The sequence below is a fragment of the Streptomyces sp. MGP-P1 genome, from assembly GCF_057766565.1.
Genome location: NZ_JBYMEM010000006.1, coordinates 571455 through 597879 on the forward strand (window position 1 = coordinate 571455; position 26425 = coordinate 597879).

23 protein-coding genes and 1 pseudogene are annotated in these 26425 nt (G+C 71.4%); 20 read left to right on the forward strand and 4 right to left on the reverse strand.

Annotation, left to right across the window (positions count from 1 at the left end; all coding sequences use genetic code 11):
- The first annotated feature begins 62 nt into the window (after positions 1-62).
- The 3 genes from AC3CH1_RS18320 (at position 63) to AC3CH1_RS18330 (ending at position 2513) form a co-directional block, all read left to right on the forward strand.
- Positions 63-1106, forward strand: coding sequence for a family 2 encapsulin nanocompartment cargo protein polyprenyl transferase (locus AC3CH1_RS18320; protein ID WP_488463912.1), 1044 nt, complete (start codon positions 63-65; stop codon positions 1104-1106).
- A gap of 89 nt (positions 1107-1195) precedes the next feature.
- Entirely contained in the window at positions 1196-1792 is a 597-nt protein-coding gene (locus tag AC3CH1_RS18325; protein ID WP_488463913.1) for a GNAT family N-acetyltransferase, read from the forward strand.
- A gap of 52 nt (positions 1793-1844) precedes the next feature.
- Entirely contained in the window at positions 1845-2513 is a 669-nt protein-coding gene (locus AC3CH1_RS18330) for a DUF6304 family protein (protein WP_488463914.1), read from the forward strand.
- A gap of 135 nt (positions 2514-2648) precedes the next feature.
- Here the strand turns inward: AC3CH1_RS18330 and AC3CH1_RS18335 are convergent, their stop codons facing one another.
- From AC3CH1_RS18335 to AC3CH1_RS18345, 3 genes are all read right to left on the reverse strand, one after another.
- Entirely contained in the window at positions 2649-3197 is a 549-nt protein-coding gene (locus AC3CH1_RS18335; protein WP_488463915.1) for a TetR family transcriptional regulator, read from the reverse strand.
- A 517-nt stretch (positions 3198-3714) separates the two neighbouring features.
- Complete coding sequence (locus tag AC3CH1_RS18340; RefSeq protein WP_488463916.1) at positions 3715-4365, reverse strand: ScbR family autoregulator-binding transcription factor; 651 nt, start codon at positions 4363-4365, stop codon at positions 3715-3717.
- A gap of 141 nt (positions 4366-4506) precedes the next feature.
- A complete protein-coding gene (locus tag AC3CH1_RS18345; protein WP_488463917.1) occupies positions 4507-5298 on the reverse strand; it encodes a response regulator transcription factor in 792 nt (263 codons plus the stop codon).
- 334 nt (positions 5299-5632) lie between these two features.
- On the opposite strand from AC3CH1_RS18345, the gene AC3CH1_RS18350 reads away from it, so the two are divergent.
- The 3 genes from AC3CH1_RS18350 to AC3CH1_RS18360 all read left to right on the forward strand — a co-directional run bounded on the left by AC3CH1_RS18350 (position 5633) and on the right by AC3CH1_RS18360 (position 9525).
- On the forward strand, positions 5633-6688 hold the full coding sequence (locus AC3CH1_RS18350) for a ScbA/BarX family gamma-butyrolactone biosynthesis protein (protein ID WP_488463918.1): 1056 nt from the start codon (positions 5633-5635) through the stop codon (positions 6686-6688).
- A 10-nt stretch (positions 6689-6698) separates the two neighbouring features.
- Positions 6699-7661 carry an NAD-dependent epimerase/dehydratase family protein gene (locus tag AC3CH1_RS18355; protein ID WP_488463919.1) on the forward strand — a complete coding sequence of 321 codons (963 nt, stop codon included), beginning with the start codon at positions 6699-6701 and terminating at the stop codon, positions 7659-7661.
- Between the two features lie 94 nt (positions 7662-7755).
- Complete coding sequence (locus tag AC3CH1_RS18360) at positions 7756-9525, forward strand: acetyl/propionyl/methylcrotonyl-CoA carboxylase subunit alpha (RefSeq protein WP_488463920.1); 1770 nt, start codon at positions 7756-7758, stop codon at positions 9523-9525.
- Positions 9526-9793: 268 nt separating this feature from the next.
- Here the strand turns inward: AC3CH1_RS18360 and AC3CH1_RS18365 are convergent, their stop codons facing one another.
- Positions 9794-10699: a hypothetical protein gene (locus tag AC3CH1_RS18365; protein WP_488463921.1), complete on the reverse strand. Its 906-nt coding sequence runs from the start codon at positions 10697-10699 to the stop codon at positions 9794-9796.
- Positions 10700-11121: 422 nt separating this feature from the next.
- On the opposite strand from AC3CH1_RS18365, the gene AC3CH1_RS18370 reads away from it, so the two are divergent.
- The 14 genes and pseudogenes from AC3CH1_RS18370 (at position 11122) to AC3CH1_RS18435 (ending at position 26406) form a co-directional block, all read left to right on the forward strand.
- A complete protein-coding gene (locus tag AC3CH1_RS18370) occupies positions 11122-12597 on the forward strand; it encodes an FAD-dependent monooxygenase (protein ID WP_488463922.1) in 1476 nt (491 codons plus the stop codon).
- A 139-nt stretch (positions 12598-12736) separates the two neighbouring features.
- Positions 12737-13396 carry a TetR/AcrR family transcriptional regulator gene (locus AC3CH1_RS18375; protein WP_488463923.1) on the forward strand — a complete coding sequence of 220 codons (660 nt, stop codon included), beginning with the start codon at positions 12737-12739 and terminating at the stop codon, positions 13394-13396.
- A 67-nt stretch (positions 13397-13463) separates the two neighbouring features.
- Positions 13464-13793 (forward strand): TcmI family type II polyketide cyclase, encoded by a 330-nt coding sequence (locus tag AC3CH1_RS18380; protein ID WP_488463924.1) that lies wholly within the window; start codon positions 13464-13466, stop codon positions 13791-13793.
- Between the two features lie 37 nt (positions 13794-13830).
- The gene (locus tag AC3CH1_RS18385) at positions 13831-15099 is read left to right on the forward strand and encodes a beta-ketoacyl-[acyl-carrier-protein] synthase family protein (protein WP_488463925.1); all 1269 of its coding nucleotides are present in this window, start codon (positions 13831-13833) and stop codon (positions 15097-15099) included.
- Positions 15096-16312 (forward strand): annotated as a pseudogene (locus AC3CH1_RS18390) (ketosynthase chain-length factor). Before AC3CH1_RS18385 ends, AC3CH1_RS18390 begins: the two are co-directional and overlap by 4 nt.
- An 87-nt stretch (positions 16313-16399) precedes the next feature.
- Positions 16400-16669 carry an acyl carrier protein gene (locus tag AC3CH1_RS18395; RefSeq protein WP_488463926.1) on the forward strand — a complete coding sequence of 90 codons (270 nt, stop codon included), beginning with the start codon at positions 16400-16402 and terminating at the stop codon, positions 16667-16669.
- Positions 16670-16772: 103 nt separating this feature from the next.
- Complete coding sequence (fabG, locus tag AC3CH1_RS18400) at positions 16773-17558, forward strand: 3-oxoacyl-ACP reductase FabG (RefSeq protein ID WP_488463927.1); 786 nt, start codon at positions 16773-16775, stop codon at positions 17556-17558.
- A 75-nt stretch (positions 17559-17633) separates the two neighbouring features.
- Positions 17634-18578, forward strand: coding sequence for an aromatase/cyclase (locus tag AC3CH1_RS18405; RefSeq protein ID WP_488463928.1), 945 nt, complete (start codon positions 17634-17636; stop codon positions 18576-18578).
- Position 18579: 1 nt separating this feature from the next.
- The gene (locus tag AC3CH1_RS18410) at positions 18580-20934 is read left to right on the forward strand and encodes an SDR family oxidoreductase (protein ID WP_488463929.1); all 2355 of its coding nucleotides are present in this window, start codon (positions 18580-18582) and stop codon (positions 20932-20934) included.
- Positions 20935-21058: 124 nt separating this feature from the next.
- Positions 21059-22525: an MFS transporter gene (locus AC3CH1_RS18415; protein ID WP_488463930.1), complete on the forward strand. Its 1467-nt coding sequence runs from the start codon at positions 21059-21061 to the stop codon at positions 22523-22525.
- The gene (locus AC3CH1_RS18420; protein ID WP_488463931.1) at positions 22522-22899 is read left to right on the forward strand and encodes an acyl carrier protein; all 378 of its coding nucleotides are present in this window, start codon (positions 22522-22524) and stop codon (positions 22897-22899) included. The genes AC3CH1_RS18415 and AC3CH1_RS18420 overlap by 4 nt, the downstream gene beginning before the upstream one ends.
- The gene (locus AC3CH1_RS18425; RefSeq protein WP_488463932.1) at positions 22896-23741 is read left to right on the forward strand and encodes a 4'-phosphopantetheinyl transferase family protein; all 846 of its coding nucleotides are present in this window, start codon (positions 22896-22898) and stop codon (positions 23739-23741) included. The genes AC3CH1_RS18420 and AC3CH1_RS18425 overlap by 4 nt, the downstream gene beginning before the upstream one ends.
- A 114-nt stretch (positions 23742-23855) precedes the next feature.
- Positions 23856-24812, forward strand: coding sequence for an ACP S-malonyltransferase (locus AC3CH1_RS18430; protein WP_488463933.1), 957 nt, complete (start codon positions 23856-23858; stop codon positions 24810-24812).
- A gap of 28 nt (positions 24813-24840) precedes the next feature.
- Positions 24841-26406: an acyl-CoA carboxylase subunit beta gene (locus AC3CH1_RS18435; RefSeq protein WP_488463934.1), complete on the forward strand. Its 1566-nt coding sequence runs from the start codon at positions 24841-24843 to the stop codon at positions 26404-26406.
- Positions 26407-26425 lie beyond the last annotated feature (19 nt).

Below are 26425 nucleotides of genomic sequence, written 5' to 3' on the forward strand. Positions count from 1 at the left end.
AGCCGCCGCCCGGGCCCCCGGGCCCGCACCCCATCGCCTCGCCCCAGGGAGTGACCGTGACCATGACCAGTACGGACGCAGCGACGGAAGGGCACGAGGCCGCGGCGCTCCTGGAGCGCACCCGTGCCGTCGTCGACCCGCACCTGCGATCGGCCGTGGAGTCGCTGCCCGGCGGCATACGCCGCATCGCGATGTACCACTTCGGCTGGGAGAACGCCGACGGGACCCCGGCCGCCGGCCAGGCGGGCAAGGCCATCAGGCCGGCCCTGGTGCTGGCCGCCGCCCGCGCGCTGGGCGGCGATCCGGAACGCGCCGTCCGGGCCGCCGTCGCCGTGGAGCTCGCCCACAACTTCACCCTGCTCCACGACGACGTCATCGACGAGGACACCACCCGCAGGCACCGGCCCACCGCCTGGGCCGTCTTCGGCATCCCGGACGCCATCATCACCGGCGACGCCATGCTCGCCCTGGCACAGCGGCTGCTGGCCGAGGATCCGCACCCGGCCGCCGCCCGCGCCGCCGCCCGCCTCTCCTCCTGCGTCATCGAGCTGTGCGCGGGCCAGCAGGCGGACTGCGCCTTCGAGGAGCGCGGCCCCGACGAGGTCACGCTCGACGAATGCCTCGCCATGGCCACCGCCAAGACCGGCGCGCTGCTCGGCTGCGCCTGCGCGCTCGGAGCCCTCTACGCCGGGGCGGAGGACCGGGCGGTCCGCGCGATGGACGGGTTCGGGCGGGAGGCGGGCCTCTCGTTCCAGCTCATCGACGACCTGATCGGCATCTGGGGCGACCCGGACCGCACCGGCAAGCCCGTCGGGGCCGACCTGTCCGCCCACAAGAAGTCGCTGCCCGTGGTCGCCGCCCTCACCTCGGGCACCCCGGCCGCCGCCGAGCTCGCCACGCTCTACCGGGGGCCCATGACCACCTCCGCCGAGGTGAGCCGGGCGGCCGACGCGGTGGACCGGGCCGGCGGCCGGGACTGGGCCCAGGTCTGCGCCGCCGACCGGATGGCCCGCGCGGTCCACCACCTCTCCCGGGCGGTCCCCGACCCGAGCGCCGCCGGCGACCTGCTGGCACTGGCCGAATTCGTCACCCGCAGGACCAGCTGACCCATCTCGTGCGACCGGAAGCGTCCCATCAACTCTAGTATTCCGGAGGCGGGTTGGGAGAAAGCGGTACGGAGGGACGGCAGCCGGTCATGGGCATACGGATTCAGCGGGCCAAGCAGGGCGACCGGGAGCTGGTCGTCTCGGTCATGGAGGAGGCGTTCCACCACGACCCGGTCAGCGGCTGGGTGTTCCCCGACGAGGCGCACCGGCGCGCGGTCCACGGCAGGTTCCTCGGCGTCTTCGTCGACGTCGCCCTCGCCGAGGGCCGTATCGACATCGCCGAGGACGGGTCCGCGGTGGCGCTCTGGCTGCCGGTGCCCGCCGGCGCCCCCGAGGAGGAGGACCCCACGCCCGCCCTGATGCGGCGGACCGCCGACCCCGACAACGAGCGGTGCGAACTGGTGGGCAGACTCACCGGGGCCGTTCACCCGCACGACCGCGCCCACGCCTATCTGCTGATGATCGGCGTCTCCCCCGACCGCCAGGGAGAGGGCATCGGCGCGGAGCTGATCGGAGTGGAGTTGGAGCGCTGCGACCGGGAAGGGCTGCCGGCCTATCTGGAGGCGAGCAGCGCCCGGAGCCGGGCGCTGTACGAGCGACTCGGATTCCGCTTCCTCGGGCGCGCCGTCGACCTGCCGGACGGCCCGTCGATGTACCCCATGTGGCGGGAGCCCCAGGCGGGTTGAACCCGGAGGGTGGTACGGAAGCCGCCGGGGGCAGGGGCTACAGTCCCTGCTCATGACAGATGAGTCGTGGGCCGGCTGGTACCGGGACAACAAGGGTTCCGACGCCGTCGTTCTCACCACGGACGGGCGGCAGCTCCGCATCCGTATCAGAGGGGTCGACTTCGAGGGCGAGAGCTTCGACGACCTGGGGCCGGTCGCCGGCATGCCGCCGGAGAGCGGGATGTTCGCCCTCGCGGACGGTGCGCTCACCGACTGCGTACTGGAGTGGGATCTGCCGCTGCCCGTCCTCGTCGCGGGCACGCTCCGCCACGCCACGCTCAGCTGTCTGCTCTCCCTGCGCCGGGTCGACCCGGACCTCCATCTCGCCCTCCACCTGGACGGCGCTGTATACGAATCGGCCCGCGCCGAGCGCGACTTCAACGCCGCCCTGACCGCCGTCCAGCGCATCCTCCCGGACGGCGTCCGGATCCAGACCTGTATCGCCTGCGCCTTCTCCGACTACTTCCCGGCCCCCGGCCGCGGCCTCTCCGGCGGGCTCGCCTGTTTCCGGGGGGCCAAGGACGCCTATCGGGGCTCGGCGGGCGAGGACGACGTGCTGGATCTGTGGGACCAGCGGTCCGGGTTCGTCCAGGAGGTCTGGAGCTGCCGCGAGTTCGAGGTGCGCCCGTCCGACGGCGCGGGCACCGGCCACCGGGGAGCCTTCCCGCTGGAACTCGCCTGACCCGACCCGACCCGACCTGACCCGACTCGACCTGATCCGAGCCGGCCTGAGCTGAGCCGGCCTGAGCTTGGCGTTCCTGCCTCGCAGGTCACCTGGCCTGCGAGGCAGGAACGTCGAGCTCAGGTTGAGTGAGCGTCAGTTCTCGTCCAGCTGGTGGACGATGTCCCAGATCCGGCGGGCCGTCTTGGGCTGCCACCAGTAGGCGTCGGCGTGGCCGAGCGACTCGAGTCCGGCGGTGACGACCACGGCGAGGTCCGCGGCACCGTCGATGTCCTTCGCGTGCCCGGAGTCGTCCGCGATGACCCGCTCACGCAACTTCGCCAGGACTTCCTCGCGCAGCCGGGGCGGGTCGTCGGTCCCGCTGGGACCGATCCGCACACCCGCGCGCACCAGGCGTTCGTCGAGCAGCGCGGCGCCCAGGGTGATGCTGAATTCCGCCGCGCCCTCGGTGTCCGGGTTCTCGAAGGCCTCGTCGAACAGCCCGTCCACGCGCTCGCTGGCCTGCTCGTACACCCCCGCCACCAACTCCGCGATGGAGCCGAAATGGTGGTAGAGCGCGCCTCGGCTCACTCCGGCCGCCCGGCAGATGTTCGCGAGCCCGGCATCAGCGAACCGGCCGTCGGCTATGAGGCCCGCCGCGGCGCTGATGAGTACCTGCCGTGTGCGCTCGGGATGCTTCTCCATCGGGTTCCTACTCTTCTGTCCCGCTGCGACCCACGCAGGACCGGCCTGCCGAGACATGCGGGGGCAAGGGGGTACGCGGCTGCGTCCACACCGAAAGCATACAACCTTGCCTGTTTTTGACGGCACCCATGCGGGGAAATGGGCTTGATTCCTGCGGATTGCTTCCTCTGTCCGGGGCCATGCGCAGAGCTCCGCGGGAGAATTCCGGGCGGCTCTCGCGTGCCAGGCCGGCGGAAGGCGTGTGCGCCGAGTTCGCCGGCCGGTCGTGGCGGGGAGCGTGGGCGGGAGCCGTGGTCCGGGGTGGAGGGCGCTGAAGCGGCCCATCCGGCACCGGGGCCGGGCCATGTGGCGGTCCCCGGCGAACCACGGGTCGATGGCCGCGGAGGCGCTCGTACTGCCGAGTCGCCCCGTGCGCCGGCCTCCCGGCGGGCGAGCTGCCCGGCCGGGCGCATCGTGCGGCTGGAGGAGCCGCGCGATGCGCCGTGAGGGGGCCGTCGGTCGGACGGCGGCCGGGGCCTCAGGAAAAAACGGGCTCCCGTGCGGGGACGGGCGGTTCGGCGATGGCCGGATCCGGAGTGAGGCGCAGCCGGCAGATCAGGCCGGGGTGGACGAGGCCGGGCAGCAGGAACCGCCACATCATGCAGACGCGGTCGGGCAGGTCCTCCCGGCCGGTCTGGACCCGCGACATCACCTGTATCCCGGTGAACGTCCCGGTGATCATGTCCGCGGCCTCGACCAGGTCGACGCCCGGCAGGAGTTCGCCCTGCTCCAGCGCCTGGCTGAGGAGGGACTGCACCGCGGCCCCCGACTGCTCGTAGGGCGTGGACGCGTGGCTCCGGAAGCTGGTCTGCTCGACCGCGAGGCGCACGCAGGCGCGCAGCAGCGGGTCGCGTTGCAGCCCGAAGGCGAAGAGGAAGGTGTGGTCGATGACCGCCTGGAACCTCACCGGCTGCGTGGTCGCGGCGACGGTTTCGCCGTGCAGGCTGAGCAGGGCGAGGGCGATGGCTTCCTTGGAGGGGAAGTGGTGGTAGAGGGCGCCGCGGGTCAGCCCGGACCGTTCGAGGATCTCCGTGGTGCTCGCGGAGTCGTATCCGCGCTCGTCGAAGACCTCCGCAGCCGCCCTCAAGATCAGATTCCGGGACTTGATCCCGCGTTCCTGCTGTGCCATCCCTAGCCCCTGCCGCTCGCTAACAAACCAACTTGTCTACATCCTATGGCCGACCTCTCTCCAGTGGGACGGGGAGTGCCCGAAGTCGGCTCGGGACCCGTCCGGGGGCCGGTCGGCGGGGATGTGGCGCGGCAGTGGGGCTCAGGGGTGGCCGAGGCGGAAGCCGACGCCGCGGACCGTGATGATCCAGCTGCTGCAACCGAGCTTCCCGCGCAGGCTGCTGACATGGGTGTCGATGGTGCGCCCCCGGCGTGACCAGCTGTCCTCCCAGACCTGTGCCATCAGTTGGTGGCGCGAGATGACGGCGCCGGGGCGCAGGGCGAGCAGGTGCAGGAGGTCGAACTCCTTGCGGGTCAGCTCCACCGCGTGCCCGTCCAGGGTGACTTCGCGCCTGGTCGCGTCGATGTGCAGCGGTCCGTGCGCGATGGCGCGGGCCGTCTCGGTCCGGGGTCCCGAGCGCCGCATCACCGCTTCGATGCGGGCCAGGAGCTCACGGAAGCCGTACGGCTTGACGAGGTAGTCGTCCAGGCCGGCCTGCAGGCCGAGCACCCGGTCGAGCTCGTTGCCGCGCGCGGTGACCGCGATGATGGGGGTGTCGCTGACCGCCCGGATGCCGCGGCAGACCTCCAGGCCGTCCAGATCGGGCAGATCCAGGTCGAGCAGGACCAGGTCGGCGTGGTGATGGGCGTTCATGGCCGCGCCGCCGGTGTCGACGTGCTCGGCGTGGTGACCCTGGCGCATCAGGCCCTGGACCAGCGCGTTGGCGGCGGCCGCCTCGTTCTCGACCACCAGCACGCGCAGGACTCTGTGCTCGGTGGCGGAAGGCGGAGGGAGTCGCGGAGTGGGCGTGGCCGCATGTCGCGGCAGTGGGCTCGCGGCGCGGTGCCGTTTGGTGCGGTGAGGCCCGAGCGGATCGATGACCTGCTGGTTCATGTGGCTTCTCCTGGCTGACAGGCGTGACTCGCGGACTGTCGGAGGCTGATGTGGCTAAGATACCAAACAGACTTGTCTGATTGTAAAGGGGGGGCGAGTTCACGCAATTCTGTTGACGATACGTCAAATGCGAGTCATGCCTTCCGCTTGGCGTGCGCAGAGGGTGTTGCAGGGTGATTGCGTGGCCACTACCGGTAAAAGGGAAGTCAAGTCCTACTTGATTTATCCGACAGACCTGTCTGTACTTAAAGAGACCGATCACCCGGCCCAGGGGGGCGCCGCCGGTATCCGGGGTGCGTTCCCCCCTGCCCAGAGCAGCTCAGGAGTGGCACGCATGTCGATGCAGACCCATGCCTTCTCGGTGCACGAGCCCCGCCGCAACAGCAGGAAGCACCGCCCCAGCGCGATCGGAACCGCCGCCGCCGGGAACCTGGCCGAGATCCCGGCGGGCCTCGTCCTGACCACCACGGTGCCCCGCGAGTTCGTGCACCGCGCGGCGGTCTCGGAGGTCCTGCTCACCGGCTGGGAGGCGGTCGCGGAGCCGGAGGGGGGAGAGGCGTGCGACTCCTCCTACGTGGTCCGGGCGCAGTGGCCACGCGGCCACTCCCTCTTCTCCCAGTCCCGCGGCTACCAGGACTCGATGCTCCTGGTCGAGTCGGTCCGCCAGGCCGGTTCCCTGCTGGCCCACGCCGAGTTCGGGGTGCCCTTCGGGCATCAGTTCATGATGCGGGACCTGGAGATCGCGACGACCTCGGAGCTTCTTCTCGCGACTCCGAAGCCCACCGAGCTCGAACTGCACACGGAGTGCCACGACGTGGTCCGCCGGGGCGCGAACCTCTCCAGCATGCGCTACGGCGTGACCGTGCTGCTCGGCGGAGAGCGCCTGGCCACCGGTTCGGCGTCCTTCACCTGTATCAGCCCGGTCGTCTACGGCAGGCTGCGCAAGGACAAGCCGACCGTCGCGGCGCAGGCCGCCGGCGCGCCCGTCGACCCGGCGACGGTCGGACGGCTCTCCGCCGGAAACGTGCTGCTCGCCGAGGAATCGGCCGCGGCCGGCGGCCGCCGCTCCTGGGCCCTACGCATCGACAGCTCGCACCCGATCTTCTTCGACCACCCCGTAGACCACATACCCGGCATGGTGCTCCTGGAGGCGTCCAGACAGGCCGCGTACGCCGCGACCGGCTGCCCGGGCAAGCTCGTCACCGGACTCAGCAGCACCTTCACGCGCTATGCCGAACTCGACGCGCCGTGCCGGATCGAAGCGGCCCCGGGGGAGACCGTCGACGGTGCGACGCCGGTGCGTGTGACCGGGGTGCAGGGCGGCGAACCCGTCTTCACCGCCGATGTCGTCCTGAGCACGCCGGCCCCTCACTCCCGTCCGCAGAGCTGAGAGGCGCCCGGTGCCGACCGTGATGATCGCCGGAGCGGCCGGATTCGCAGGCCGCCATGCCGCCGCCGCAGCCGCCCGGCAGGGCGCGGACCTGGCCCTGATGTCCCACCGCCGTACGCCGGACCGCCCGAGCTCGGGCCCGGTGCGGTTCGTACGGGCCGATCTCGCGCACCCGCACTCGCTGCGCGGCGTGTGCGAGGGGGTGGACGTACTGCTGCACTGTGCCTCCCGGATCGGAGGGACGCCCGAGGAGAACGACACCGTCAACGCCCGGGGGACCGCCGCCCTGGTGGCCGAGGCGCAGCGCGCCGGGGTCTCCCGCATCGTCTACCTCAGTACCGCGTCCGTGTACGGCCGCGGCACCTTCAGCGGCGTACTTCCCGGGGGCCTCGAACGCAGGCCGCGGTCGTCCACATCACGGACGCGGGCGCTGGCCGAGGACGCCGTACTGGCTGCCGGGGGCTTCGTGCTGCGCCCGTATCTCGTCTACGGCCGTGGCGACGACTGGGTCGTTCCCGGGCTCACCCGGCTGTTGCGGGCCCTGCCCGGCGGGACGTCGGGCTGGAACGCCAGGCTCTCCGTCATCCCCGTGACCGGGCTGGCCGCGCTGCTGGCCGGGGTGGGGCTCGCCCCGCGCGAGCGCCTGTCGGCGTCCGTCTACCACGCGGCGCTACCCGACCCGGTCCCGGCGTCGCGACTGCTGCGCGCCGTGGCCGACTTCGCGGGGCTCGGCCCCGCGGGTCCGGAGATCTCCCCGGCACGGGCCCGCGCCTGGTTGCGCGAGGACCGGGAGGCCTCGTACGCCCTGGACATGGTGGCCACCGACCACTGGTTCGACAGCACGCAGATCTGGAGGGATCTGGGATGTGCGGTGCCGGGTGCGGCGGCGGAGACGGACCTGTCGCTCCTGCGCGAGTGGTACGCGGAGCGGGCGGAGGCCCGAGGGCCGTCAACATCCGCTTCGACCCGCTGAGTCGACCCACGCCGGTACGGAGGCGTAGGCCTTCGAGGTGGACCGCGGCGAGGGTGATGCGAAGTATTCGGACTGTCAGGAGAGTGGGGAGAACGTGCGCAAGGTGCTCATCGCCAACCGTGGCGAAATCGCTGTCCGTGTGGCCCGGGCGTGCCGGGACGCCGGTATCGCGAGTGTGGCCGTCTACGCGGATCCGGACCGGGACGCCCTGCATGTCCGCGCGGCGGACGAGGCGTTCGCCCTGGGCGGTGACACTCCGGCCTCCAGCTATCTGGACATGGCCAAGGTGCTCGCCGCGGCGACGGACTCGGGTGCGGACGCGGTCCACCCGGGGTACGGGTTTCTCTCCGAGAACGCGGAGTTCGCCCAGACGGTGCTCGACGCGGGCCTGATCTGGATCGGTCCGCCGCCGCAGGCGATCCGGGATCTGGGTGACAAGGTCGCCGCGCGGCACATCGCGCAGCGCGCGGGTGCGCCGCTGGTGGCGGGTACGCCGAATCCGGTGTCGGGTGCGGACGAGGTGGTGGCGTTCGCCGGGGAGCATGGTCTGCCGATCGCGATCAAGGCGGCTTTCGGCGGCGGTGGCCGCGGGTTGAAGGTGGCGCGCACGCTCGAAGAGGTGCCGGAACTGTACGACTCGGCGGTGCGTGAGGCGATCGCGGCGTTCGGTCGTGGTGAGTGCTTCGTGGAGCGGTACCTGGACAAGCCGCGCCATGTGGAGACGCAGTGCCTGGCCGACCGGCACGGCAACGTCGTCGTGGTCTCCACGCGTGACTGCTCGCTGCAGCGCCGCCACCAGAAGCTGGTCGAGGAGGCCCCGGCGCCGTTCCTGTCGGCGGAGCAGACCGCGGAGCTGTACCGGGCGTCGAAGGCCATCCTGAAGGAGGCCGGTTATGTCGGTGCGGGCACGGTGGAGTTCCTGGTCGGCCCGGACGGGACGATCTCGTTCCTGGAGGTCAACACGCGTCTGCAGGTGGAGCACCCGGTTACCGAAGAGGTCACCGGTATCGACCTGGTGCGGGAGATGTTCCGGATCGCCGACGGCGAGGAACTCGGCTACGGCGACCCGGAGATCCGCGGGCACAGCTTCGAGTTCCGTATCAACGGCGAGGACCCGGGCCGCGGCTTCCTGCCCGCGCCGGGCACGGTGACGCTGTTCGCGCCGCCGACGGGACCGGGTGTGCGCCTGGACGCGGGCGTCGAGTCCGGCTCGGTCATCGGTCCGGCCTGGGACTCGCTGCTCGCGAAGCTGATCGTGACGGGTGCTACGCGTCAGCAGGCGTTGGAGCGGGCGGCGCGGGCGCTGGCGGAGTTCAGGGTCGAGGGGATGGCGACGGCCATCCCGTTCCACCGGGCCGTGGTGGCCGACCCGGCGTTCGGATCCGGACCGGCCGGCAGTCGGCAGCCGTTCAGGATCCACACGCGCTGGATCGAGACGGAGTTCGTCAACGAGATCGAGCCCTTCGCCGCCACTCCCGTCGAGGGCGAGGAGGAGGCCGGGCGTGAGACGGTCCTCGTCGAGGTCGGCGGCAAGCGTCTGGAGGTCTCGCTGCCGTCGTCGCTGGGCATGAGCCTGGCGCGTACGGGTCTGGCCGCGGGCGCGAGGCCGAAGCGGCGGGCGGCGAGGAAGTCCGGGCCGGCCGCCTCCGGTGACACCCTGGCGTCCCCGATGCAGGGCACCATCGTCAAGGTCGCCGTCGAGGAGGGCCAGGAGGTCGACAAGGGCGATCTCGTCGTCGTACTGGAAGCCATGAAGATGGAACAGCCCCTCAACGCCCACAAGTCCGGCACCGTCAAGGGCCTCAGCGCGGAGGTCGGCAACTCCCTCACCTCCGGCGCCGCCATCTGCGAAATCAAGGACTGACGTCCGACACGTACGCCCAAAAAGCCGCGAAAACACGTAACGGGCCCGCTTCAGCATCGTGGACGATCAAATCCATGATGGTGACGCGGGCCCGTCGTCATTCTTTGCATACCCTTTACGGTCGCCCGGAAGGGAAATGGAAGCACCGAATCCCCTTCATTTGGAGGATCATCTTGGCGCCCAGGGAAATATCCGTGAGCAACTCTGTGGAGAAGCTCATGGAAAGCGGGGGAACATATTCCTGGGACCGGCCGGGGTGCGAGAATGATCAGGCGGTGCGGCGCAGGGCGCTGAGCGTCTTGTGGACGTCGGTGTCGCAGTAGTACGTACGGCCCTGGCTGGTGCGACGTCGCCATTGCTGCTGGCTCGCGTGGCGGTAGACCGAGCCCGACGGGATGTTCCACAGCCGGGAGACGTCGGCCGCGCTGAACCAGCGGGTCCGTGCCGCCTCGGGGGCCGCCGGGAGCCCGTCCGTGGACGTCTCGGCAGTCTCGGCCGCGGTGCCGTCGCCCGCCACGGCGAGGTCCCTGCGCGCGCCGAGCCGACGGCTCAGCTGCAGCCACTGGTGCCCGAACCAACGGTGCTCGGCGGAGACGTCACAGCTGATCTCGGCCGGGACGCCGGGCTGATCCGGACGGACCGTCGCGGTGAGCCTGCCGGGACAGCCGTCCTCCACACAGGCGCCGATGGTGAACCGCCGGTCCGGCCCCGGGCCGATCACCCGCGCGGCGCCGCGCGCCAACTGGGCCACCTCGCACGACAGTTCGCCCGCGGCCGTGTGCGCGGCCAGCCACTCGGCGTGCCGCAGCAGGAACCCGGCGAGCCGCGCGACCACCCGCGGCGGTGCGGCGACCCCGCGCTCCTGGGCCACCGCGGCCGACCAGGAGGAGAGCACCGAGAGGATCGCGGAACGCGCCTCCACGGCGGCGGTGTTGAGCGGCAGCCCCGGCAGCGAACCGCCCGAGACCCGGTCCTGCCCGCGGTCCGCGCTGATGTCGAGCCGCCGCGCGCACTCCTCGAACAGCGCGGGCAGCCGTCGCAGCTCCCGCGCCAGCCGCTCCCGGCACGGCAGGCACAGCACCGTGCCGGACACCGCGAGCCGCACGGCCTGCCCCGCGGCCTCCCGGCGCCGGCAGCCCGCGCCCGCGCACCTGCGCGCTTTCTTGGTCGTCATGGCCGTACGGATCTTTCCCTGGCTCACCGCAACTCCCCCGGCTCATCGTGGATTACAGGTACAGAAACGTAATTGTGTGCATCATCGGAAGCAACCGGAAATGCATGTTCTGTGGAGCTTCTGACCTCCTCATGAGGATCGCATCGGATGCTGCCGAAAATCTGACGGAAAGCCCTTTCCGAGGGCCGACTTTGCATATCTCTGTAGGTCCCTTGGACTGCGCCTTCCATTCGCGCAGCAGTCTGACGGAACCTCACGCAGACATGACCATGGAGCCCTTGTCTTTCTCTCCCCGGCCGAAGAAGCTCCTTACTAGCTTCCGCAGTTCTGTCTTGAGCTGCACGGGGCGCCCGGCATTCACGTGCCCGGCGGACTCATACATCACCCCTTGAAGTAATCCTCCAGACGCCAAGGAGAGGTACATGGACGCTGCCGTGATTGTCGTGGGCGCGGGCCCCGCCGGAATGATGCTGGCGGGCGAGCTGCGGCTCGCGGGAGTCGAAGTCGTCGTCCTGGAACGCCTCGTGGAGCGTACGGGTGAGTCCAGAGGGCTCGGCTTCACCGCACGCACGATGGAGGTATTCGACCAGCGGGGCATCCTGCCCAGATTCGGCGAGGTCGAAACCAGCAACCAGGGCCACTTCGGCGGACTCCCGATCGACTTCGGTGTCCTGGAAGGCGCCTTGCAGGCCGCGAAGACCGTGCCCCAGTCGGTGACCGAGACCCACCTGGAACAGTGGGCGACCGGCCTGGGCGCCGACATCCGGCGTGGCCACGAGGTGCTGTCGCTGACCGACGACGGCGCCGGCGTGTCGGTCCAGGTGCGCGGCCCGAAGGGCGAACACACGCTGCGCGCCGCTTACCTGGTCGGCTGCGACGGCGGACGCAGCGCGGTCCGCAAGGCCGCGGGCTTCGACTTCCCCGGCACCGCCGCCACGATGGAGATGTACCTGGCCGACATCAAGGGCATAGAACTCCAGCCCCGCATGATCGGTGAGACGCTCCCCGGCGGCATGGTCATGGTCGGCCCGCTGCCCGGCGGCATCACCCGCATCATCGTCTGCGAGCGCGGCACCCCGCCGCAGCGCCGCGAGACACCCCCGAGCTGGCACGAGGTCGCCGACGCCTGGAAGCGGCTCACCGGCGACGACATCGCGCACGCCGAACCCGTCTGGGTCAGCGCCTTCGGCGACGCGACCCGGCAGGTCACCGAGTACCGCCGAGGCCGGGTCATCCTGGCGGGCGACTCGGCCCACATCCATCTGCCGGCCGGCGGACAGGGCATGAACACCAGCATCCAGGACGCGGTCAACCTCGGCTGGAAACTGGGCGCCGTCGTCAACGGGACCGCCACCGAGGAACTCCTGGACTCGTACCACAGCGAGCGGTACGTGGTCGGCAAGCGACTCCTGATGAACACCCGGGCGCAGGGCCTGCTGTTCCTGAGCGGTCCCGAGGTGCAGCCGCTGCGCGACGTGCTCACCGAACTCATCCAGTACGGCGAGGTCGCACGGCACCTCGCGGGCATGGTGAGCGGCCTGGAGATCACCTACGACGTCGGCACCGGCAGCCATCCGCTGCTGGGCAAGCGGATGCCCGGCCTGGCACTCACCACCGCGACCCGCGAGACGAGCAGCACGGAGCTGCTGCACACCGCTCGCGGCGTGCTCCTCGACCTCGCGGACAACCCGCGCCTGCGGGCTCGGGCCGCGGCCTGGTCCGACCGGGTCGACATCGTCACCGCGGAGCCCGGCGAGGTCTCCGCGACCAGTGGGCTGCGGGACACGACGGCCGTGCTGATCCGCCCCGACGGGTATGTCGCCTGGGCCGCGCCCGGCAGCCACCACGATCTGCCGATGGCGCTGGAGCGCTGGTTCGGCGCACCGCTCACCGGCTGACACACCACCGGTTCGGCCGCTTCGTATAGCCGAGCCGCACCGCCGCACCACAGCACGGAGAACGCCGCCCGGGCAGTACGCCGACGGGCCGGGACCGCAGGCCGAAGGGCCGAACAGCACGTCAACGGGAGGAACACGCATGGGCACACCGCAGGCAACGATCGCGTGGGGCAAGGCAGGCCCGGCGGAGGAGCGCCAGGACGTCGTACGCGCCGCCCGTTCCGTCTTCGCCCGCGAGGGCTGGACGCACACCACCATCGACGCCGTCGCCGGCGAAGCCGGCCTCGGACCGGACACCGTCGGGCACTACTTCAAGGACAAGGAGCAGCTGCTGCTCTCGGTCCTGCTCGACAGTTCCGCCTCCGTCGCGGCCGCGCTGACCGTCGTCGCCGAGGAGCACCTCGGCGAGATCACCGACCTGGCACAGGACCTCGCAGCCCTCGGCCGTGGCTGGCTGATGCCGCTGACCTCGTTCGCCGAGCACTTCGCGATCGTGCGGCACATCAGCGCCGAGGCCGCCCGGCTGCCCGCCGGGGTGCTCGAGATGTGGCAGAACGCCGGACCGCGCCAGGCCCAGCGGGAGCTGGCCCGCCGCCTGGGGGCCGTCGCCGACCAGGGGCTGCTCGACATCACCGACGTCGGCCACGCCGCCGGGCGGTTCATCCAACTGGTCGCGGCTCCGGTCGTGCAGCGCTCGTTCCACGGCGCGCTGCCGCTGCCGGACTTCGAGACCGACGCACTGATCGCCGACGGGGTGGCGGACTTCATCCGCCTGTACAGCCCCGTGTCCGCCCGCTGAACCCCGGGCCGCCGGTCCCGGGACCGCCCGGCCACGGGCGCCCGCTCACCCGAGGAAGAGAGAAGACATGCACAGCACCCTGATCGTGGCGCGGATGGATGTGGAGTCCAGCGCCCAGGTCGCCGATCTGTTCGGCGACTTCGACCGGACGGAGATGCCGCACCGCATGGGCACCCGGCGCCGTCAGCTGTTCTCGTACAACGGCCTGTACTTCCACCTGCAGGACTTCGACGGCGACAACGGCGGCGAGCTGATCGAGGAGGCCAAGACCGATCCGCGGTTCGTACGGATCAGCGAGGACCTCAAGCCCTTCATCGAGGCGTACGACCCCACGACCTGGCGTTCACCGGCCGACGCGATGGCCAAGCGCTTCTACGACTGGACGGGCACACGGTGAAGCCGTCGTCCGCCGACATGATGGGAGGCCACCGCCAGTGAGCCGTCGGGTAGTGATCACAGGAGTGGGAGTGCTCGCGCCAGGAGGCATCGGCGCCAAGAACTTCTGGAGTCTGCTGAGCGAAGGACGCACGGCGACCAGGGGGATCACCTTCTTCGACCCCTCCTCGTTCCGATCCAGGGTCGCGGCCGAAGCCGACTTCGACCCCGAACTGCACGGGCTGACTCCGCAGGAGATCCGCCGCATGGACCGCGCCGCCCAGTTCGCCGTGGTCACCGCACGCGAGGCGCTCGCCGACAGCGGACTCGACCTCGCCGGCTTCGACCCGCGCCGCACCGGCGTCACCATCGGCAGCGCCGTCGGCGCCACCACCGGCCTCGACGACGAGTACCGCGTGGTCAGTGACGGCGGCAGGCTCGACCTGGTCGACCACGCCTACGCCCCGCGGCACCTGTACAACTACTTCGTCCCGAGCTCCTTCTCGGCCGAGGTGGCGTGGGCGGTCGGAGCCGAGGGGCCGGCCACCGTGGTCTCCACCGGCTGCACGTCCGGGCTCGACTCGGTCGGCCATGCCACCGAGCTGATCCGCGAGGGCACCGCCGACGTGATGGTCACCGGCGCGACGGACGCGCCGATCTCGCCGATCACCATGGCCTGCTTCGACGCGATCAAGGCCACCACGCCGCGCAACGACGACGCCGCGCACGCGTCGCGGCCCTTCGACGGCACCCGCAACGGCTTCGTGCTCGGAGAGGGCAGCGCCGTCTTCGTACTCGAAGAGCTGGAGAGCGCCAAGAGGCGCGGCGCGCACATCTACGCGGAGATCGCCGGATACGCCTCGCGCTGCAACGCCTTCCACATGACCGGGCTGCGCCCCGACGGCCGGGAGATGTCCGAGGCCATCGACGTCGCCCTCGGCGAGGCCCGGATGAACCCGGACCGGATCGACTACATCAACGCGCACGGCTCCGGAACCAAGCAGAACGACCGGCACGAGACCGCCGCGTTCAAGCTGAGCCTCGGCGACCACGCGTACCGCACCCCGGTCAGCTCCATCAAGTCCATGGTGGGCCACTCGCTCGGCGCCATCGGCTCCATCGAGATCGCCGCGTCCGTCCTCGCGATGAAGAACCACGTGGTGCCGCCCACTGCCAACCTGCACACCCCCGACCCCGAATGCGATCTCGACTATGTGCCGCTCACCGCACGCGAACAGCGCACCGACGCGGTCCTGACCGTCGGCAGCGGCTTCGGCGGATTCCAGAGCGCGATGGTCCTCGCCCGACCCGAGAGGAACGCGGCATGAGCACCAGGACAGTCATCACCGGCATCGGTGTGGCGACGCCCAACGGGCTCGGCGTGGAGGAGTTCTGGGCCGCCACCAGGGTCGGCAAGAACGCCATCGGCCGGGTCACCCACTTCGACCCGTCCTCGTACCCGGCCCAGCTCGCGGGGGAGATCCGCGGCTTCGAGGCCAAGGACCACCTGCCCAGCCGGCTGATCCCGCAGACCGACCGGATGACGCAGCTCGCCCTGGTCGCCGCCGACTGCGCCTTCGAGGACGCGGGAGTCGAGCTGGGCAACATCCCCGCGTACGACATGGGCGTCGTCACCGCGTCCACCTCGGGCGGCTTCGAGTTCGGCCAGAACGAGCTGAAGAAGCTGTGGAGCCAGGGCAGCCGGTATGTCAGCGCGTACCAGTCCTTCGCCTGGTTCTACGCCGTCAACAGCGGGCAGATCTCCATCCGCAACGGCATGAAGGGCCCCAGCGGTGTCGTCGTCAGCGACCACGCCGGCGGCCTCGACGCCATCGCCCAGGCACGCCGCCAGATCCGCAAGGGCAGCAAGCTGATCTTCTCCGGCGGCTTCGACGCCTCGATCTGCCCCTGGGGCTGGGTCGCGCAGATCGCCGGTGGCCGGCTCTCCCACAGCGACCGGCCCGAGTGCGCCTATCTGCCCTTCGACCGGGCCGCGAACGGCTACGTGCCGGGCGAGGGCGGCGCACTGCTGATCCTGGAGGACGAGCGCACCGCCCGCGAACGCGGTGCCGAGAAGATCTACGGCGAGGTCGCGGGCTACGGCTCGACCTTCGACCCGAAGCCCGGCAGCGGCCGTGAACCGGGCCTGCGGCACGCCATCGAGGTCGCCCTCGCCGACGCCGGTGTCACGGCCGCCGACGTCGACGTGGTCTTCGCCGACGCCGCGGGCAGCCCGGACCTGGACCGCCAGGAGGCCGACGCGATCACCGCGGTCTTCGGCCCGTCCCGGGTCCCGGTCACCGCCCCCAAGACGATGATCGGCCGCCTCTACTCCGGCGCCGCCCCGTCGATGTGGTCGCCGCCGTCCTGGCGATCCGCGAGGGCCTGATCCCGCCGACCACCAACGTCGAGCTGTCGCCCGAGTACGACCTCGACCTGGTCACCGGCCAGCCGCGTACCGCGTCGGTGCGCACCGCCCTGGTGCTCGCCCGCGGCGTCGGCGGCTTCAACTCCGCCGTCGTCGTCCGCGCGGTCGACTGACCACCCTTGTCAGCCCCGCCAGCTCCCCGGCGGCGTACCCCACCTCCTCGCACCCACACGGGTGCGGACACCCAGAAAGGGACCCGTATGTCCAACAAGGAATTCACCATCGCGGACCTCAAGCGCATCCTCCTCGAGGGCGCCGGCGCGGAGGAGGGCGTCGACCTCCACGGCGACATCCTCGACACCGACTTCGAGGAGCTGGGCTACGAGTCCCTGGCGCTCCTGGAGACCGGTGGCCGAATAGAGCGCGAGTACGGCGTGTCCCTCGACGACGACGTCTTCACCGACAACCGCACACCGAGGACGCTCGTGGACGCCATCAACGGCCACCTCAAGGCCCCCATCGCCTCCTGACGCCCGGTCGAGGGCCCGCCACCGGGCCCCGCACCACCTCTTCACCGGGGCCGCTGAGGCGGCCCCGCACGCCAAGCCCCTTCTGTTGATGGAGAACACAGACATGTCGCAGCAGGACAAGAGAGTCGCCCTGGTCACAGGCGGCACCAGTGGGATCGGACTCGCCGTCGCCAGGCTCCTGGCCACGCAGAACCACCACGTGTTCATCGGCGCGCGCAACGCCGAGAACGTCGCCGAGACCGTCAAGCAGCTCCAGAGCGAGGGCCTCGACGTCGACGGCAGCACCCTCGACGTGCGTTCCACGGACGACGCCCGCGCCTTCGTCCAGGCCGCCGTCGACCGCTTCGGCACCGTCGACGTGCTGGTCAACAACGCCGGCCGCAGCGGTGGCGGAGTCACCGCGGACATCACCGACGAGCTGTGGGACGACGTCATCGAGACCAACCTCAACAGCGTCTTCCGGCTGACCCGCGAGGTGCTCACCACCGGCGGCCTCCGCCACAAGAGCCGCGGCCGCATCATCAACATCGCCTCCACCGCCGGCAAGCAGGGCGTCGTCCTCGGCGCCCCCTACTCGGCGTCCAAGCACGGCGTCGTCGGCTTCACCAAGGCCCTCGGCAACGAGCTGGCCCCCACCGGCATCACCGTCAACGCGGTCTGCCCCGGCTACGTCGAGACGCCGATGGCGCAGCGGGTCCGCCAGGGATACGCCGCCGCGTACGACGCCACCGAGGAGGCGATCCTGGAGAAGTTCCAGGCGAAGATCCCGCTGGGCCGCTACTCGACCCCCGAGGAAGTCGCGGGCCTGGTCGGCTACCTCGCCTCGGACACCGCGGCCTCCATCACCTCGCAGGCCCTCAACGTCTGCGGTGGACTCGGCAACTTCTGATCCGAACGGCCGCGCAGAACAAGCCTGTTCGGCCCGGCCCACCCCCATTCGACCCCTGAGACCAAGGAGCACAGCATGTCGCAGTCCGGCCTGCGCGAGGTGGAGCACGAGATAACGGTCACGGCCCCCGCCGCCGCCGTGTACCGGCTGATCGCAGAGGTGCAGAACTGGCCGCGGATCTTCCCGCCGACCATCTACGTCCAGCGCGAGGCGCAGGGCGAGAACACCGAGCGCATCCACATCTGGGCCACCGCCAACGGCGAGGCCAAAACCTGGACGTCGCGCCGCACCCTCGACCCCGAGCGGCTGCGGATCACGTTCCGGCAGGAGGTCTCCGCACCCCCGGTCGCCGCCATGGGCGGTACGTGGATCATCGAGCCCGTCTCCGACAGCGAGTCGCGCGTCCGGCTCCTGCACGACTACCGGGCCATCGACGAGGACCCGGAGAACCTGACGTGGATCGACGAGGCCGTCGACCGCAACTCCCGCTCCGAACTGGCCGCGCTGAAGGAGAACGTGGAGGCAGCGCACGCGGCCGAGGACCTCACGTTCTCCTTCGAGGACACCATCCGCGTCAACGGCTCGGCCAAGGACCTCTTCGACTTCGTCAACGAGGCGCAGGCCTGGCCCGAGCGGCTGCCGCACGTCGCCACCGTCCGCTTCGAGGAGCCCTCCCCGGGACTCCAGGAGCTGGAGATGGACACCCGCGCCAAGGACGGCTCGACGCACACCACCAAGTCGTACCGGGTGACCTTCCCGCACGAGAAGATCGCCTACAAGCAGGTGACCCTGCCGGCACTCATGACCCTGCACACCGGCTACTGGACGTTCGCCGAGGACGACGCGGGCGTCGCCGCCTCCTCGCAGCACACCGTCACCATCAACACCGCGAACGTGGCCCGGATCCTCGGCGCCGACGCGACCGTCGAGGACGCCAAGAAGTACGTGCAGGGCGCGCTGTCCACCAACAGCCGGGCCACCCTCGGCCACGCCAAGGACTACGCGGAAGCACGGGCCTGACATGACCGGGGACTACACCGAGACCCAGGTGGTCGTGGTCGGCGCGGGCCCCGTCGGGCTGTTCCTCGCCGGCGAGCTCCGGCTCGCCGGCGCGGACGTGGTGGTCCTCGAACAGCTCACCGCGCCGACCACCGAGTCGCGGGCCTCCACCCTGCACGCCCGCACCATGGAGATCCTCCACAGCCGTGGCCTGCTCGCGCCGCTCGGCGACATACCGAACGAGCCGATGGGCCACTTCGGTGGCATCCCCCTCGACCTGACCCTTCCCAGCCCCTACGCGGGCCAGTGGAAGGTCCAGCAGACCCGCATCGAGGAGCTGCTCGCACAGTGGGCGAAGGACCTCGGCGCGGACATCAGACGCGGCCACGAAGTGACCGCGCTGACCGCGACCGGGGACTACGCCGAGGCCGAGGTGTGCACCGCGGAGGGGACGACGGAGTTCTTCCGCGCCAAGTACGTCGTCGGCTGCGACGGCGAGAACAGCGTCGTACGGCGCCTGGGCGGCTTCGGCTTCCCCGGCGCCGACGCCGCACGTGAACTGCTGCGCGCCGACGTGGCGGGCATCGACATACCCAACCGGCGCTTCGAGCGGCGCGACGGCGGACTCGCCATCGCCGCCCGCCGTCCTGACGGAGTGACCCGGGTGATGGTGCACGAGTTCGGCGCCGTGCCGCGTGGTGGCCGGCCCGTGTTCGGGGACGTCGTCGACACCTACAAGCGCGTCACCGGGGACGACATCTCCGGCGGCACCCCGTTGTGGGTGAACTCCTTCGGTGACGCCTCCCGGCAGGCCGACAGCTACCGCGACCACCGGTTCCTCCTCGCCGGTGACGCGGCCCACCAGCAGATGCCGATCGGCGGCCAGGCCCTCAACCTCGGGCTGCAGGACGCCGTCAACCTCGGCTGGAAACTCGCCGCGCAGGTGGCGGGGCGGGGTCCGGACGGACTGCTCGACAGCTACCACGGCGAACGGCACGCCGTCGGCCAGAAAGTCCTCAGCAACATCAGGACCCAGGCCCTGCTGCTGCTCGGCTCCGCCGAGGTCGAGCCGGTCCGGCAGGTCCTCGCCGAACTGATCGCGGGCAGCGAGAACGTACGGAGCCACCTGGCCGGGGCGATCTCCGGCCTCGACGTCCGCTACGACGTCGGACCCGGCGAACACCCCCTGCTCGGTCGCCGGTTGCCGCACTGGCAGCTCACCACCGACGAGGGCGCCGTCACCAGCACGGCGGCCCTGCGCCCCGGGCGCGGCGTCCTGCTCCTGCTGCCCGGCGACGACCCCCGGCACCAGGCCCGGCACGAGGAACTGCGCCGCGCCGCCGCACCCTGGGCGGACCTGGTGCGCACCGTCACCGCCGGCTCGTGCACCGGCGGCGAGACACCGGACACCGGGGCCCTCCTGGTCCGGCCCGACGGACACGTCGTCTGGGCCGATTCCCCCGGCACGGACCTGGAACAGGCGCTGCGCCGCTGGTTCGAAGCGCCCACTGCCGCGGCGGTGGCCACCCGCCCCGCCCCGGCGGCACTGGCGACCGCGGCGAGGGCGAACAACAACTCGTCGGCCACAGCGACGGCGAAGAAGTGGAGAACACACATGAACAGGCTCACGAGCAAGACCGCGCTGGTCACCGGCTCCAGCAGGGGCATGGGCCGGGCGGCCGCGATACGCCTGGCCCGGGAGGGCGCACTCGTCGCCGTCCACTACACCGCGCGCAAGGACGCGGCCGACGACGTCGTCGCCGAGATCGAGAAGGACGGCGGCCGGGCCTTCACCGTCCGCGCCGAACTCGGCGTCCCGGGCGACGTGCACGAGCTGTTCCTCGGCCTCGAGAACGGCCTGCGCGAGCGCACCGGCTCCACCGACCTGGACATCCTCGTCAACAACGCCGGTGTCATGGGCGGCGTCAAGCCCGAGGACACCACCCCGGAGAAGTTCGACGAACTCTTCGCGGTCAACGCCAAGGCGCCGTTCTTCCTCATCCAGCGCGCGCTGAAGAACATGCCCGACGGCGGCCGCATCATCAACATCACCTCCGGCCTCACCCGGGTCGCCAACCCGGACGAGATCGCGTACGCCATGACGAAGGGCGCCGTCGACCAGCTCGCCCTGCACTTCGCGAAGCACCTGGGCCCCCGGAACATCACCGTCAACTCCGTGGCCCCCGGCATCACCCGCAACGACAACCCCGTCTTCGGCATCCCCGAGGCGGTGGAGCAGATGGCGCAGCTGTCCGCCTTCAACCGCGTCGGCGAACCGGAGGACGTCGCGGACGTGGTGGCCTTCCTCGCCACCGACGAAGCCCGCTGGATCACCGGCTCCTTCGTCGACGCCACCGGCGGCACCCTGCTCGGCTGACCCGCCCCCGACCACCGGCGCGACATCCCCCGTGCGTCGGTACGGCCGGCCGCGAGCCCCACGGCTCGCGGCCGGCCTCTTCCCTGTCCGTAACGCCATCCGCCTCCCAGAGGGAAACGGGATCATGAGACCTTCGACGACACCGCGGGCCGACGGACCCGACGGGGCCGACGGGCGGTGGAGCCCCGCCCTGTGGGGCCTGCTGTTCGTCCTCGCCGCGAACATGCTCCTCGACGCCCTGGAGGTGTCCGTCGCCCTGGTGGCGCTGCCCGCCATCGGCGACGACCTGGGACTCGCCCCGCACCAGCTCCACTGGGTGGTCTCCGGGTTCGCCGCCGGATTCGGGGCACTGCTGCTCTTCGGCGGCCGGCTCGTGGCCATCCTCGGCCGACGCCCCGTCTACCTGGCGGCGCTGCTCGTCTTCGCCACCGCCTCACTCGTCGGCGCGCTCGCCGACCACACGGCGCTGCTCGTCGCCACCCGGTTCGTGAAAGGCTTCTGCGCCGCGCTCACCGCGCCCACCGGCCTCGCCATCATCGCCTCCGCCTTCCCCGAAGGCCCCGCCCGCAGCCGCGCCCTGTCCGTCTACTCCCTCTTCGGCGCCAGCGGATTCTCGCTGGGGCTGCTCCTGTCCGGAGCCCTCACCGAAGTGAGCTGGCGTTGGACCTTCGCCTTCCCGGCCCCGATCGCCCTGCTCCTGTTCGCCTTCGCGCTGCGGCTGATCCCGAGGGACGCCCCGGACCCGAAGGCCCCCCGCCGGTACGACGCCCTGGGCGCCCTCAGTCTCACCTCGGCGACGCTGCTCACCGTGGCCGGGATCGCGGCGGGCCCCGAATTCGGCTGGGACCACCCGCTCACCCTCGGCGTGCTGCTGCTCGCGGCCCTGCTCGCCCTGCTCTTCGTACGCGTCGAACGCACCGCGGACCAGCCCCTGCTGCCGAGGGAACTCGTGGGCCAAAAGACCCTGCTGCGCTCCGCGCTCGGCGCCGGCGCCCTCAACGGGTCCTACCTGGGGCTGCTCCTCGTGAGCACCCTGCACCTCCAGCAGCAGGCCGACTACGGCCCCTGGCAGACCGGCCTCGCCTTCCTGCCGGCCGCCGCACCGCTCGCCCTCACCGCCCTCCACTCGGGGCGGTACGTCACCCGGTTCGGGCCCGCCCGGCTGATCGCGGCGGGCGCCGCGGCGGCGTCGCTCGGCTGTCTGCTCTACCCGCGCGAGGGCACCGCCGTCCGGTACGCCACCGACGTGCTGCCCACGATGCTGCTCGTCGGGGCCGCGTTCGTCCTCGCTTTCACCGCCTTCCACGTGCAGGCCACCAGCTCGGTGCCGGAGCGGCTGCGGGCGACCGCGGGCAGCTTCTACCAGACCGCGGTCCAACTCGCCGCGGCCCTGACGACCGTGCTCTGCGCCGCGCTGTACCCGGCGGGTCGCGGGCCCGCCCTCGCACTGGTCACGGCCGTCGCACTGGCCGGCCTGGCCGTCGCGCTCCGCGGCCTCCTGCCGAGCCGGACCACGGACCCGGCCCGAGACCCAGCCGACGAACCGCCCTCCGCCACCCGCCCCTCCGAACCGACCCGGGGAAGACCATGACAACGACCTCCTACGCCGGGCCCGCCCGCCCGGCCGGCGCCGAAGTGGGCGTGCCCGATCTCGTGGCCCTGGCCGCGGCTCCGCCCGACGAGCGCACCAGGATGCTCGACACCTACGTACGCCAGGAGCTCGGCCGGGTCCTGGGCATCGCCCCGCACCTCGTCGACACCACGGGCAGGCCGATGAACAGCCTGGGGATCGGCTCGATCGCCGGACTCGAACTCCAGTACCGGATGGAGGCCGCCCTGCGCGTCGAGCTGAACCTGCAGATGCTGCTCCTCGCGAACAGCGCGGCCGAACTGATCGACTGCCTGGCCGGCCAGTTCGGCGGCGCCCGCACTCCACGGTGCCACGGGTCGGCGGTACCGGCATGACCAGAGCTCACTGCGCGGTGAGCGCACCGCCACCGTGCGAGCCGGCCGTGAGCGGCGCGGTCACCGCCCTGCCCCGTACCGCCCCGGGCGACGAGGAGTTCACCGTCGCCGAGGGGCGGGTCGACCTGTGGCTCATCCGCAGCCCCGAAGGACCGGACGCGGCCCTGCTCGACACCTCGGAACTCGACCCCGCGGAGCGGCACCGGGCCGCCTCGTTCGTCCGCCCGGCCGACGGCCTGCTGTACGCCGCCGCCCATGTCGCCCTGCGCCGGCTGCTCGGGCGCTACACCGGCACCCCGCCGCGGGACGTACGGTTCGTCCGCGAGCCCTGCCCCGGGTGCGGCGGCGCGCACGGCAGACCGGCTGTCGCGCCGCCTTCGCTGCACTTCTCCCTGTCGCACAGCGGCGGGCTCGCCATGGTCGGCGTGGCCGCCGTACCGGTCGGCGTGGACGTGGAGAAGCTGCCCCGCGAGGAGACGGTCGAGATCTGCAGCCGGGCGCTGCACCCCGGCGAACGCGGCGAACTCGCCGAGTCGCGGGGCGCGGCGCGCACGGCCCTCTTCGGCCAGATCTGGACGCGCAAGGAAGCCTTCCTCAAGGGCATCGGCACGGGCCTGAGCCGCCCCTCCACCGAGGACTACCTCGGCGCCGACGCCCGGCTCCACCCGCACGGCTGGACCCTGGTCGACGTCCGCTGCGACCCGACCCACTCCGCCGCGGCCGCGGTCAAGGGCCCCGCTCCCGTCGCGGTCACCCTGCGCCGGCTGCCCGGACACTGGCTCACCACCCCGGCCGCCGCGACCGACCTGACCGTACGGGAGGCACCGGTGCTCGCCTGCTGACGGAGCCCCGGCCGGGGCGACGCCCACGGGGCCGTCTGCCGGGGGGTGCCCCCATCCTCCCGGTACCGCCGCAGGAGAACGCCGTTGACGATAAGAAGACAAGGACGTGACAGGATGACCGGCACCGCATTCGTCTTCCCCGGGCAGGGCGCACAGTACGTGGGCATGGGCAGTCACCTGCTCGCACAGCGGCCCGATCTGGCCGACGCCTACTACCGCACCGCCGACGACCTCCTCGGCATCCCGCTGTCCCGGATCGCCCGTCACGGGCCCGCACGTGACCTGGACGACCCCGCCGTATCGCAGCCCGCCGTCCTGCTGACCAGCCTGGTCACCCTGGACGTACTGCGCGGCCTGGGCATCGAACCCGACATCGTCGGAGGCCACAGCCTGGGCGAGTACGCGGCCCTGGTCGCCGCAGACGTCCTCGAGTGGACCGACGCACTGGCGCTCGTCCGCCTGCGCGGCGAACTCGTGGCCACGGTCGACGACCGGGTGCCCGGTGCCACCGCGGCGGTCCTGGGCCTGGACCGGGCGCAGGTGGTGCGGCTGTGTGCCGAGGTCGCCGCCACCGGCGGCACCGTCGAGGCCAGCGGCGACAACGGACCGGGGCAGACGGTGATCTCCGGCGAGGTGGCCGCCGTGGCGCGGGCGACCGCGGCGGCGCTGGCCGCCGGGGCGAGCCGGGTGGTGCCGCTGAAGGCGGGCGGCTCCTTCCACTCCAGGCTGCTGCGCGGCATCGAGGCCGAGTTCACCGAGGCGCTCATCGCCACCCCGTTCCGGGACCCGGTCATGCCTCTCGTGTCCAGCACCACGGGCGCCCGGATCACCACCGCCGCCGAGGCCGTCGTCGCCCTGCGCAGCCAGTTGACGAGCCCGGTGCGCTGGACCGAGGCGGTCCGCACGCTCGGCGCGGCCGGCACCGGTCGGTTCGTCGAGGTCGGACCGGGCCGTGCGCTCGGCGGGCTGATCCGGCGCATCACACCGGGCGCCCGCGTCCACGCCACCGACACCGCGCGCCAACTGGCCCTGACCAAAGACGCGTTCACCACCTCCACAGCAGCAGCCTGACCCCTGAACACGGAGAGGACGAGAACCCATGCCCGTCAGCGACGAGACGATCCTCGGCCGCATCGCCGAGCTCACCGACATCAAGGCCTCGGCACGGCTCGGCCCCGACCCGGCGGCCACCGAACGCCAGCACGCCAAGGGGAAGCTGACCGCGCACGAGCGGATCTCCCTGCTCCTCGACAAGGGTTCCTTCAACGAGGTGGAGCCGCTGCGCCGGCACCGCGCCAGCGGCTTCGGACTGGAGCACAAGAAGCCGTACAGCGACGGCGTCGTCACCGGCTGGGGGAGCGTCCACGGCCGCACGGTCTTCGTCTACGCCCATGACTTCCGCATCTTCGGCGGGGCACTCGGCGAGGCGCACGCCCAGAAGATCCACAAGATCCAGGACCTGGCCGAGGCGGCGGGCGCCCCGCTGGTCTCCCTGAACGACGGCGCGGGCGCCCGCATCCAGGAGGGCGTCACGGCCCTTGCGGGGTACGGCGGGATCTTCCGCCGCAACACCAGGTGCTCGGGCGTCATCCCGCAGATATCGGTGATGCTCGGCCCGTGCGCGGGCGGCGCCGCCTACAGCCCCGCCCTCACGGACTTCGTGTTCATGGTGCGCGAGACCTCGCAGATGTTCATCACCGGACCGGACGTCGTCAAGGCGGTCACCGGCGAGGAGATCACGCAGAACGGCCTCGGCGGCGCCGACGTGCACTCCGCGACATCGGGCGTCTCGCACTTCGCGTACGACGACGAGGAGGCCTGCATCGAGGACGTGCGCTACCTGCTGTCCCTGCTGCCCGCCAACAATCGTGAGCTCGCGCCCGTGGAGCGCTCCGGCGACCCGGCCGACCGGCTCAACGAATCGCTGCTCGACGTCGTGCCGGCCGGTGCGGGACAGGCGTACGACATCCGCAAGGTCATCGAAGAGATCGTCGACGACGGGGAGTTCTTCGAGGTCCACCCCTCCTGGGCCACCAACATCGTGTGCGCCCTGACCCGCCTCGACGGCCATGTCGTCGGCATCGTCGCGAACCAGCCCGCGGCCATGGCGGGCGTCCTCGACATCGACGCCTCGGAGAAGGGCGCGCGGTTCGTGCAGTTCTGCGACGCCTTCAACATCCCGCTCGTCACGCTGGTCGACGTGCCCGGCTTCCTGCCGGGCGTCGACCAGGAGCACAACGGCATCATCCGTCGCGGCGCCAAGCTCCTCTACGCGTACTGCGACGCGACCGTGCCGCGGGTCTCGCTCGTGCTGCGCAAGGCCTACGGCGGCGCGTACATCGTGATGGACTCCCGCTCCATCGGCGCGGACCTGGCCCTGGCCTGGCCCACCAACGAGATCGCCGTGATGGGTGCGGAAGGAGCCGCGAACGTCGTGTTCCGGCGCGAGATCAACGCGGCCGACGACCCGGACGCCGTACGGCAGCAGCGCATCGCCGAATACAAGGACGAGCTCATGCACCCGTACTACGCGGCCGAGCGCGGCCTGATCGACGACGTCATCGACCCGCGCGAGACCCGCTCGGTGCTGATCCGCTCACTCGACATGCTCCGCGCCAAACACGCCGACCTTCCCACCCGCAAGCACGGCAACCCGCCGCAGTGAACAGGCCCGCCCCTACGGC